The organism is Acinetobacter sp. ANC_7512 (genome assembly GCF_056779935.1).
This window is the reverse complement of sequence record NZ_JBWYIX010000016.1, coordinates 43,521-55,025: the sequence shown is the minus strand read 5'-3', so window position 1 is coordinate 55,025 and position 11,505 is coordinate 43,521. Positions and strand designations below refer to the sequence as shown.

General features: G+C 41.5%; 9 protein-coding genes. 7 read left to right on the top strand and 2 right to left on the bottom strand.

Going from position 1 to position 11,505, the window contains the following annotated elements; all coding sequences use genetic code 11:
• Positions 1 to 273 precede the first annotated feature (273 nt).
• The gene (locus AC1M9H_RS13575) at positions 274 to 1,437 is read left to right on the top strand and encodes an acyl-CoA dehydrogenase family protein (protein WP_481608225.1); all 1,164 of its coding nucleotides are present in this window, start codon (positions 274 to 276) and stop codon (positions 1,435 to 1,437) included.
• Positions 1,438 to 1,489: 52 nt separating this feature from the next.
• Here AC1M9H_RS13575 and AC1M9H_RS13570 read toward each other — a convergent pair whose 3' ends face one another.
• Positions 1,490 to 2,092 (bottom strand): TetR/AcrR family transcriptional regulator, encoded by a 603-nt coding sequence (locus AC1M9H_RS13570; protein ID WP_035269534.1) that lies wholly within the window; start codon positions 2,090 to 2,092, stop codon positions 1,490 to 1,492.
• Positions 2,093 to 2,246: 154 nt separating this feature from the next.
• On the opposite strand from AC1M9H_RS13570, the gene AC1M9H_RS13565 reads away from it, so the two are divergent.
• The 6 genes from AC1M9H_RS13565 (at position 2,247) to AC1M9H_RS13540 (ending at position 10,796) form a co-directional block, all read left to right on the top strand.
• The gene (locus tag AC1M9H_RS13565) at positions 2,247 to 4,052 is read left to right on the top strand and encodes an acyclic terpene utilization AtuA family protein (RefSeq protein ID WP_481598033.1); all 1,806 of its coding nucleotides are present in this window, start codon (positions 2,247 to 2,249) and stop codon (positions 4,050 to 4,052) included.
• A 74-nt stretch (positions 4,053 to 4,126) separates the two neighbouring features.
• Positions 4,127 to 5,008, top strand: a complete 882-nt coding sequence (locus AC1M9H_RS13560) for an SDR family oxidoreductase (RefSeq protein WP_481613591.1) — start codon at positions 4,127 to 4,129, stop codon at positions 5,006 to 5,008.
• Between the two features lie 31 nt (positions 5,009 to 5,039).
• Entirely contained in the window at positions 5,040 to 6,653 is a 1,614-nt protein-coding gene (locus AC1M9H_RS13555) for an acyl-CoA carboxylase subunit beta (protein ID WP_092768482.1), read from the top strand.
• Positions 6,654 to 6,760: 107 nt separating this feature from the next.
• Positions 6,761 to 7,918 carry an acyl-CoA dehydrogenase family protein gene (locus AC1M9H_RS13550; protein WP_481594002.1) on the top strand — a complete coding sequence of 386 codons (1,158 nt, stop codon included), beginning with the start codon at positions 6,761 to 6,763 and terminating at the stop codon, positions 7,916 to 7,918.
• 14 nt (positions 7,919 to 7,932) lie between these two features.
• Positions 7,933 to 8,763, top strand: a complete 831-nt coding sequence (locus AC1M9H_RS13545) for an enoyl-CoA hydratase/isomerase family protein (RefSeq protein WP_481613590.1) — start codon at positions 7,933 to 7,935, stop codon at positions 8,761 to 8,763.
• Positions 8,764 to 8,846: 83 nt separating this feature from the next.
• Entirely contained in the window at positions 8,847 to 10,796 is a 1,950-nt protein-coding gene (locus AC1M9H_RS13540; RefSeq protein WP_481613589.1) for an acetyl/propionyl/methylcrotonyl-CoA carboxylase subunit alpha, read from the top strand.
• Between the two features lie 45 nt (positions 10,797 to 10,841).
• Here the strand turns inward: AC1M9H_RS13540 and AC1M9H_RS13535 are convergent, their stop codons facing one another.
• On the bottom strand, positions 10,842 to 11,492 hold the full coding sequence (locus tag AC1M9H_RS13535; RefSeq protein WP_481613588.1) for a hypothetical protein: 651 nt from the start codon (positions 11,490 to 11,492) through the stop codon (positions 10,842 to 10,844).
• Positions 11,493 to 11,505 lie beyond the last annotated feature (13 nt).

Genomic DNA, 11,505 nt, shown 5'->3' with positions numbered 1-11,505 from the left:
AGAAGTGAAACCTCTTAGCGCTGATGGTAGTGTGGGGTTACCCATGTGAGAGTAAGTCATCGCCAGCTCATTATTCTAAACACCCCCTTCAATAGAAGGGGGTGTTTTTTTATATATATAAATTGAATTTGAAAATAATTAAAACCTTGTAATTAAATAAGAAGCTCCATTCAGTTAATTTATGCCAAAAGATTGATGATTCTTGCAATTAAAAAAAAAACAATAAATGTCAGTATGCCTATAAGGATTTAAATAATTTCAGGGACATAGTTGATGCAATACAATCCGATCTATTACACAGATGAACACTTTGCATTTGCAGATGCAGTAAAAAAATTTGTAGAAAAAGAAATTATTCCCTATGTAAATGAGTGGGATGAAGCCGAATCTTTTCCACGAGAACTCTACAAAAAAGCTGCAGAAGTTGGATTGATGGCATCAGGTTTTGATGAAAAATACGGTGGTATCCCTGATACAGATGCATTCTATACTTTATTGGGGTGTGTGGAGTTGGCAAAGGCTGCATCAGGAGGTTTAATCGCTTCATTACTTTCACATATGATCGGTGCACCGCCAATCAATAGCTTTGCAAGTGAAGAGGTGAAAGCAGAGGTTTTGCCACAAATCTTATCAGGTGAGAAGATTTCGGCATTAGCAATAACAGAACCGGGAGGGGGGTCTGATGTTGCAGCACTTAAAACAAAAGCAGTAAAAGAAGGTGATTACTATGTAGTCAGTGGCGAAAAAACCTTTATTACTTCTGGTATTCGCGCTGATTACTATACCGTTGCCGTTCGAACTGATCCTGAAGGAAAAGGACCCAATGGTATCTCAATGCTACTGATTGATGCCCATACACCAGGTATTACAAAAACGAAGTTAGATAAAATGGGATGGTGGGCTTCTGATACCGCTCATCTACACTTCGATGAAGTTAAAGTGCCTGCAAGAAATTTGATTGGTCCTGAGAATATGGGTTTCTTTGTTATCATGAATAACTTCAATATGGAACGTTTTTTCTTGGCTGCGAGTAGTTATGGTTATGCAAAAGTTTGTTATGAAGAAGCTCTAGATTGGGCTCAACAGCGACGTACTTTTGGTAAACGCTTGGTAGATCATCAAGTTGTTCGTCATAAATTGGTAGATATGGCAACACGTTTACAAACGACTCGCGCTTTACTTGAAGATACGGCATATAAAATGGGTCGTCCTGAACTTCAAGGGAATGAAATGATTGCACAAATTTGTATGCTCAAAAACGTAGCAACGCAAACTATGCAATTCTGTGCTGATGCAGCCGTTCAAACACTAGGTGGCATGGGCTTTATGCGTGGCATGAAATCTGAACGTATATATCGCGAAGTTAAAGTGAATATGATAGGCGGTGGAGCTGAGGAAATTATGAAAGATTTGGCAAGCCGACAGCTGGGCTTCTAAAAGAAATAAAAAGGTGGATTAAGCCACCTTTTTTAATTGATCAGATATAAAGTTAAGCATTCATTGCCATATCCCAGACGATATTGGTTAACTCATCAAGTGACATTTTCCCTTCTGGATTGTACCAAGTTACGGTCCAAGCGATTGAACCACCAATCAGTCTTCGCCAGATAAAAGGATCGTGCTTAATTTTGCCTTTGTCATGTAATACCTTGATGACACTCAGCCATATCCCTTCATAATCATTTCTTAATTTTAATAGTTTCTTCTGATTTTCCTCAGAAAGTGAAAACCATTCATAGACCAATACAGCCATAGCGGAACCTGTATCCCCAGAGATCGCATCGAGTTCAGCTTTAATCAGAGCCTTGAGTTGTTGCTCTGGATGGTCTGAAGTGGATATGGCACTTTCAAGGCAAGCGTGATTGTAAATGATGGTTTGTTCCATCACATGTGCCAAAATATCGTCTTTGGTTTTGAAATGATGAAATAAACTTCCAGATTGGATACCAATAAACTGAGCGAGTTCACGAACAGTGGTTTTGGCATAACCTTGTTTATGGAATAAATAAGCTGCCCCCAAAAGTAAACGACCACGTGGTGTATCGTCAAAGCAGGCTATTGGTTGAATTTGGTCAATAGAGGTCGCGATCATCTTGTTATTTTATCCTATTTTGTTTTCTAAACGCGTTGCTTCCATGCAAATTTTAGCGCAATAAGCAGATTTGCAAATAATAATAACATTTTGCACTTTACAAACCAAGCGCTTGCTTGGTAGATTAAGCTCAAATTCTAAACAGAATAATGAGATGGTTATGACAAATATTCAGGACGAACAAAAAATTGTAAAAATTGGCTGTGCTTCAGGTTTCTGGGGAGATACCAACACAGCTGCATTTCAATTGGTACACATGTCGGATATTAACTATTTAGTATTTGATTATCTTTCAGAAATCACCATGTCTATCATGGCAAAAGCCAAAATGAAAGATCCTTCTCATGGATATGCATTGGACTTTGTTAGTCGTGTTATGACACCGCTCATCAAAAAAATTGCGGACAAGAAAATCAAAGTTGTAAGTAATGCTGGCGGTGTAAATCCATTGGCATGCCGTGATGCACTTCAAGAAGTGATCAAAAATGCTGGTTTAGATTTGAAAGTTGCGGTGGTACTTGGTGATGATTTAATGGATCAGCACGTTGAACTTCAAAAACAAAATATAAAAGAAATGTTTAATGGTGAGGATCTTCCTCCACATGTCGCAAGTAGTAATGCTTATTTGGGTGCTGTAGGGATTCGTGATGCTCTGGATTTAGGTGCAGACATTGTGATCACAGGTCGAGTGGTGGATTCGGCTGTGGTGATTGGGCCTTTATTGCACGAATACAAATGGGATTTAAGCGATTACGACAAATTGGCACAAGCGGCGCTTGCAGGTCACGTGATTGAGTGTGGTGCACAGTGTACTGGCGGTAACTTCACAGATTGGCGTTTGGTTGAAGGCTTTGACAACATGGGCTTCCCAATTGTTGAAGTGAAAGCAGATTCATCATTTATCGTCACTAAACCAAATGGTACAGGTGGTTTAGTTTCTACAGGTACTGTGGGCGAGCAAATTGTGTATGAAATTGGTCATCCACAAGCTTATTTATTGCCTGATGTAACTGCTGACTTTAGCCAAGTAAAACTTGAGCAAGTAGGCGAGCACCGTGTATTGGTTACAGGTGCAAAAGGTAAAGCACCGACACAGCACTACAAGGTAAGCACGACCTATCCTGATGGTAACCGTGTTCTAGTGAGCTTCTTACTTGCAGGCCAAGATGCAGAAGAAAAAGCTTATGCCGTTTCTAATGCAATTTTAAATAAAGTTGAGCGTGTAATGGCGCTTCGTTCAATTCCACCATTTACTGAAAAATCTATTGAGATTTTAGGTACGGAAACAACCTATGGTGCAAACCGACGTGTGCAAAATCCACGTGAAGTTGTGGTGAAAATTGCAGTTAAACATATGTTTAAAGAAGCATGTATGTTCTTTGCTTCTGAAATTGCACAAGCTTCTACAGGTATGGCACCTGCATTAACAGGGATTGTGGGGGGGCGTCCAAAACCATCTCCAGTAATTAAATTATTCTCGTTCTTGGTAGAAAAATCGAAATTAAATATCGAAGTGGATATCAATGGCGAGCGTCATAAAGTTGATGTTCCGCATGGTGAAGCACCACAAGAAATCCCAACCATTCCAGCAGGTGAAGTGGCAACTTTAACAGGTAATGAAGTTGAAGTGCCTTTAGTACAAGTTGCACATGCACGTAGTGGTGATAAAGGTAACTACAGCAACATCGGTGTACTTGCACGCAAACCAGAATTTTTACCTTGGATTCGTGCATCTTTAACTGAAGCGAATGTTGCGGAATATATGAAGCATGTGTTTGAAGGTGGTAATGGTGGCGAAGTACGTCGCTATGAATTGCCGGGCTTAAATGCACTTAACTTCTTGTTAATTGATGCGCTTGGTGGTGGTGGTGTTGCGAGCTTACGTATTGATCCACAAGGCAAAGCATTTGCACAACAATTATTAGATATACCGGTAAAAGTTCCTGCAAATTTATTGTAAGCCAGCGTACGGGCATCATCTGATGCCCAAGCAAAATAAAAAAAACAATTGATTTAGATATGGAAGTGTAAGTAATGGGTTATCAGTCGATATTTAGAAATGATGCATTTGCTGGCAAAGTCGTGATTGTCACAGGTGGTGGCTCGGGCATTGGTCGTTGTACGGCGCATGAGCTTGCATCACTTGGTGCGCAAGTGGTGATTACAGGTCGTAAGATCGAAAAACTTGAAAATGTGATTGCTGAAATCACTGAAGACGGTGGTCACGCACATGGCATCGTGTGTGATAACCGCGAAGAAGTACAAGTGAAAAACATGATTGCGGAGGTGATCGAAAAGTTCGGTCGCATCGATGGTTTAGTCAATAATGCAGGTGGTCAGTTCCCATCAACATTAGAAAGTATTTCTGCCAATGGTTTTGATGCTGTCATCCGTAATAACTTACATTCGACCTTCTATCTTATGCGTGAAGCCTATAACCAGTGGATGGCAAAAAATGGTGGAGCCATCGTCAATATGGCAGCAGATATGTGGGGCGGTATGCCAGGTATGGGGCACTCAGGTGCAGCACGTTCAGGTGTTGATAACCTGACCAAAACGGCTGCGGTGGAATGGGGTAAATCAGGTGTGCGGGTAAACTGTGTGGCACCGGGTTGGATTATCTCATCAGGGATGGATACCTATTCAGGCCCTGTCGCAGAATTCATTATCCCTAACCTTTCTAGCAATGTGCCTTTACAACGTATGGGAACAGAGTCGGAAGTATCTTCGGCGATTGTTTATCTATTATCTGACGCTGCTAACTTTGTTTCAGGGATGACAGTACGTATTGATGGTGCGGCTTCACAAGGTACACGCGTATTCCCATTATCATCTGCAGAAAATAGTGAGTCTTATAACGGCTTCCACCGTGCATTTATTCCAGATGTACTAAAGAAAAAAGACGAAAAGAATTAATCGTGATTATAAGGAACAAGGAGGAAACGGAATGGCAGTGATTCAGTCCGAAGTTGCAGTAGGAAGCGAAGTATTTGAACAGAATAAAGCGAAATTGCTCGAGCAAATCGAAGAGATTCGAGCGATTCAAAAAAGTGCGCTAGATCGTTCTTATAAAGCTAAGCCTAAGTTTGATAAAAAAGGAAAGATTTTACCGCATGAGCGTGTACGTATGTTGCTCGATGCAGATTCTCCATTTGTAGAGTTGTGTGGTCTTGTGGGTTACAAGATGCATGATGATAAAGATGGTTCAGAAGCAGGTGGCGGGATCATTGCAGGGATTGGTTTTGTAAATGGTACACGTTGTATGGTGGCTGCCAATAACAGTGCGATCAAAGGCGGTACGATTGCCCCAATGGGTGTACACAAAAGCCTTCGTTTACACCAAATTGCGTTAGAGCAAAAATTACCAATCATTACTTTGGCAGAAAGTGGTGGTGCAAACTTAAACTACGCAGCAGAAGTATTTACTGCCGGTGGTACAACATTTGCCAACCAAGCACGTTTATCTGCAAAAGGGATTCCACAAGTTTCTGTAGTCCATGGTAACGCAACAGCAGGTGGTGCATACCAACCGGGTCTTTCTGATTATGTGATTACTGTACGTAAGCAAACTGAAATGTTGCTTGCAGGACCGCCATTGTTATTGGCAGCAACAGGGGAAGTGGCAACTGCTGAAGAATTGGGTGGTGCAGAAATGCATGCACAAGTGGCAGGTACAGCAGAATACTTAGCAGAAAATGATGCTGATGGTATCCGTATCGCACGTGAAATCTTTAAGCATTTAAACTGGAAAGAGCAAGTTAAGCTTGAAACACCAGAATATAAAGAGCCACGTTACTCGGCAGAAGAATTGCTTGGCATCATTCCTTCAGATCCAAAACAACCTTTGGATATGAAAGAAATCATTGCACGTATTGTTGATGATTCTGATTTCTTCGAGTTCAAAAACGAATATGACTCACATACAGTGTGTGGTTGGTCAAAAGTCGGTGGTATGCACTTAGGCATCATTACTAATAATGGCCCAATTACGCCACAAGGTGCAGCAAAAGCAGCGCAGTTTATTCAATTATGTGAACAAACCAAACGCCCAATTTTATTCCTGCATAACACCACAGGTTTTATGGTGGGTACAGATGCAGAACAAAACGGCATCATTAAACATGGTTCTAAACTGATCCAAGCTGTTGCGAATTGTACAGTGCCGAAGATTTCGATCATTGCACATGGTTCATACGGTGCAGGTAACTATGCGATGTGTGGTCGTCCACTTGGCCCACAATTTATCTTCTCATGGCCGAACTCTCGTGTTGCGGTAATGGGTGGTGCGCAAGCTGGTAAAGTTCTTCGTATTGTTGCAGAAGCAAAACAGCGTGAATCTGGCATGGAGCCCAATGAGCAAATGTTGGACTTCTTAGAGCAATCAACAGCAATGAAATTAGAGTCACAATCTACGGCGCTATTTAATACTGCAATGTTGCATGATGATGGCATTATCGACCCTCGTGATACACGTAAATTGCTGATTTTCTTATTGCAAACGATTAATGAATCACAAGCACGTGAACTAAATCCAACACGTTTTGGTGTACCAAGATTCTAATCAATTTCTCCTAACCTCCCTTTAAAAAAGGGAGGGACTTTACCCCTCTTTTTCAAAGAGGGGCAAGGGGAGATTAAAAACAAATATTGAAATTAAAGGACATAAAAATGAAATTTACTGAAGAACATGAAGCGCTACGCCGTACGACACGTCAATTTGTAGAAAACGAAATTAACCCATATACAGCAGAATGGGAAAAAGCAGGTCGTTTCCCAATCCACGAAGTATTCAAAAAAATGGGTGATTTGGGTTTATTAGGTATTTGTAAACCTGAAGAAAACGGTGGTTTGGCACTCGATTACTCTTATAACTTGGTGGTTGCAGAAGAGTTAGGTCGTATCAACGTGGGTGGTGTTGCACTTGCAATGGGTGTACAAACTGACATGGCAACCCCTGCAATTGCACGTTTTGGTAGCAAAGAATTACGTGATGAGTTTTTAACGCCAGCAGTTGCAGGTGAAAAAGTTGCAGCGATTGCGGTATCTGAAGTCCAAGCAGGATCTGACGTTGCAGCACTAAAAACCACAGCAACTAAAGATGGTGATGACTACATCATCAATGGTCATAAAATGTGGATCACAAACTCTCTACAAGCAGACTTCTTCTGTTTGTTAGCGAATACATCTGATGGTAAACCACACTTTAACAAGTCAATGATTGTTGTTCCTGCGAATACACCAGGGATTACATTCTCTGAGCCATTAGACAAGTTAGGTATGCGTTCTAGTACCACTGCACAAGTGTTCTTTGACAACGTACGTGTGCCACAACGTAACTTAGTGGGTCAAGAAGGCATGGGCTTTATGATGCAAATGCTTCAGTTCCAAGAAGAGCGTATGTGGGGTGCTGCAAATGCTATGGGCGGTATGTTGCAATGTATTGAAAAAACAATTCAGTACACGAAAGAGCGTACGACATTTGGTCAGCCGTTAATTGACAACCAATATATCCATTTCCGTTTTGCTGAACTCATGACTGAGATCGAAGCACTGAAAGCATTAACCTATCGTGCTTGTGAACTTCACATTGAAGGTGAAAATGTAACGCAAATGGCATCTATGGCAAAACTGAAAGCAGGTCGTTTAACGCGAGAAGTTGCAGATAGTTGCTTACAGTTCTGGGGTGGTAACGGCTTTATGGCAGACAACCCAGCAGCACAATTCTACCGTGATGGTCGTTTAGTTTCGATTGGCGGTGGTGCGGATGAAATCATGCTTGGCATTATCTGTAAGATGATGGACATCCTTCCTGGTAAGAAAAAATAAGCAGGAGATCTGAGATGACATTATCAAGTTCAATTGCCAATTTAGAAGTTGATGGCAGCATCATCCTAGAGCAAGACGGTGGCATTTTAACCTTATGGTTAAACCATCCTGAAAGCCGTAATGCGATGAGTCTAAAGATGGTGCAATCGATGCAAGCGGTATTTGCTGCGATCAAAGATGATGTGTCTGTACGCGCAGTAATTTTGCGTGGTAAAGGCGGTCACTTCTGTGCAGGTGGTAATATCAAAGATATGGCAGCGATCCGTGCTAAAGCAATGGAAGTGGGCAATAACACACCATATACCGAATTTAACCGTACCTTTGGTGCACTGATTGAGCAAGTGGATCAAGTACCACAAACTGTTGTGGCTGTACTTGAAGGTGCTGTACTCGGTGGTGGTTTTGGTTTGGCATGTGTCTCTGATGTGGCTATTGCGCATGCAGAAGCACAATTTGGCTTACCAGAAACAGGTCTAGGAATTTTACCTGCACAAATCGCACCGTTTGTAGTGACACGTGTGGGCTTAACACAAGCACGTCGCTTAGCATTATTAGGTATGCGCTTTAAGGGTCAAACCGCTTTAGAGGTGGGGATTGTGCATCAAGTGGTTGCAGATGAAGTTGAACTTGCATCAGCACTTGAAGAAACCATTACCCAAATTAAACGCTGTGCGCCATTGGCATCGCGTGCAACCAAAGCATTATTACATCGTACCACCAAAGAAGAATTGGGGCCGTTACTTGATGATGCAGCACGTCAATTTGCAGATGCAGTGGCAAGTGCAGAAGGAATGGAAGGCACAATGGCGTTTATCCAAAAACGCCAACCAAGCTGGGCAGAATAAACCACATTCCAACGCCTGTATGAATGTGAATTAAAAAGGATACGCTCCTCAAGATCAGAGGAGCCTAAAAAATTGGTGGAACTATGGCGTTTACAAAAGTATTAGTTGCAAACCGTGGTGAAATTGCTGCTCGTGTGATGCGTACAGCAAAAGCCTTAGGTTACGAAACCGTTGCTGTGTATTCTGATGCCGACAAAAATGCGCGTCACGTACAAGTCGCAGATGAAGCGGTTTATATTGGCCCTTCAAAAGTATCAGAATCTTATTTATCGATTCCAAATATTATCGAAGCGTGTAAGAAAACGGGCGCAGATGCTGTGCATCCGGGCTATGGTTTCTTATCTGAAAATACAGATTTTGCCGCAGCATGTGCAGAAAATGGTATTACCTTTATTGGTCCGCCAGCAGGTGCGATTGAGCTCATGGGTAGCAAGCGTTTGTCTAAAATCGCCATGATTGAAGCAGGCGTACCATGTGTACCGGGTTATGAGGGCGACCAACAAGACATCGACTTTTTAGCAGATCAAGCGAAAAAAGTAGGTTTCCCATTGATGGTGAAAGCATCAGCAGGTGGTGGTGGACGTGGTATGCGTCTTGTACATCAAGAAGCTGATTTGCTTGAAGCGTTAAAAACTGCCCGTTCTGAAGCAGAAAATGCGTTCGGTTCGGGTGAGCTGATTATCGAGAAAGCAGTGATTGCACCTCGCCATGTAGAAATCCAAGTCTTTGGTGATACACATGGCAACTACGTGTATTTATTTGAACGTGATTGCTCGATTCAACGTCGTCACCAAAAAGTGGTTGAAGAAGCACCATGTCCAGTATTGACACAAGAAACACGTCAAGCCATGGGTGATGCCGCAGTTGCCGCAGCCAAAGCTTGTAACTATGTGGGTGCAGGTACGGTTGAATTCTTACTAGATCAATCAGGTGAGTTTTATTTCTTAGAAATGAACACACGTTTGCAAGTAGAGCATCCTGTAACAGAGATGATTACAGGTCTTGATCTTGTGGAATGGCAGCTTCGTGTGGCAAACGGTGAAACATTACCGCTCAAGCAAGAAGAATTGACTATGAATGGTCATGCCATTGAAGTGCGTTTATATGCAGAAGACCCACGCCAAGACTTCTTACCACAAACAGGCAAAGTATTACGTTGGCAACCTTCGGATTTAGAAGGCGTACGTATCGATCATGGTATGATGCCAACTGATGAAGTTAGCCCATTCTACGATCCAATGGTGGCTAAAATCATCGTACATGGCAAAACACGTACCGATGCGATTCGTTTACTTGCACGTGCTGTAAATGATTCTGTACTGTTAGGTGTAAACAGTAATAAGGAATTTTTAGTTAACTTATTACGTCATCCACTTGTGGTGGAGGGTGATGTGAACACTGGTTTTATTCAACAGCATTTCCAAAGTGATGTGAGTTTGAATAAACAGAGTCTAAATTTAGAAAGCTTAGCATTGATTGCAGCGTTGTTGATAAATGCATCTGCGCAAACAGATTGGAACACAGGAGTTTCTTCAGCATTACCACTGAAACTTCGATATGATGATCAAAAGTTAGATCTCATTGTGCATCGTGATGGTCGTTCAGTGAGTGTTGAAACCTGTGGTGAAAGCCAGTCGATTGAGGTTGTAGCGCAAAATACACAGCAATTGATTTATAGCATTAATGGAATTCGACGTCGAATTGACTATGTTCTTGATGGTAATTTTGTTTATTTAGATCGCGCGAATGGCAACGTCATGGTGGAAAATATTACCTATTTACCACCTGAGACTGCCGATGTGGCAGGGGATGGTAAAATTCGTGCCCCAATGGATGGTGCAATTATAAATGTCAGTGCTCAACCTGGAGAACGTGTAACTAAAGGGCAAACATTATTGATTCTTGAAGCGATGAAAATCCAACAGCAAATTAAGTCAGATGTCGACGGTGTTGTGGGTGAAATCGTAGGACAAGTTGGTCAGCAAGTGAAAAAACGTCAAATCTTGATGAATATTGAGGTTGATGCTGAATAAGCAATAAAAAAAGCCATCTAAAGATGGCTTTTTTTATGACCGGATTTATGCAAATACTGTTTGTACGGCACAGTAAAGCACCCAAAGAATTGCAATCGCAACTACAGGTTCTAAAACTTTTGCCCAAGTTGGTGTAGCCACTACTTCTGGCTCAGCAACATCGTGGTGATCATGTTGAACTTGATTGACCATGTCATGAAACTCCTTCATCGTTTGGTCTAATGATATCTCTTCTTGAATGACAGGTTGAGAACCAATCAACTCATTTAGGTTATTTGTTAGCCAAACCCAATCTTTTGCTTTACCAGAGAGATGTTCAACTTGACCCTGAAGTAATTCATTCATGCCTTGTAGTTGATAATGACCTGTTACATCAAGTTGTTTAAGTTCATTAAGCTGTAAGGTTAAAATCTCTGATGTCGCAGTTTCAAGTTCTTGATGAGACAGCTTAGACTGATTATGTTGAGATGTCGTCAAATGCCGTGCGACTTCTTGAATATAAAGTTGGTCAGCGGCATGAATTTCTTGGTATATTTTTTTTTCGTCTTTACGCCATAGGCTGATGAGTTTACCTAAAGCTAAGATATTTAATTCATTGAGATATTCATGCCGTTGTTCAGCTGGATACTGTTTCAACAGCTGAGGCTTTTGAATTTTGGTCTGCTCAACAAAATATTGTACTAAATCAAAAGCCATTCAACTCTCCTGT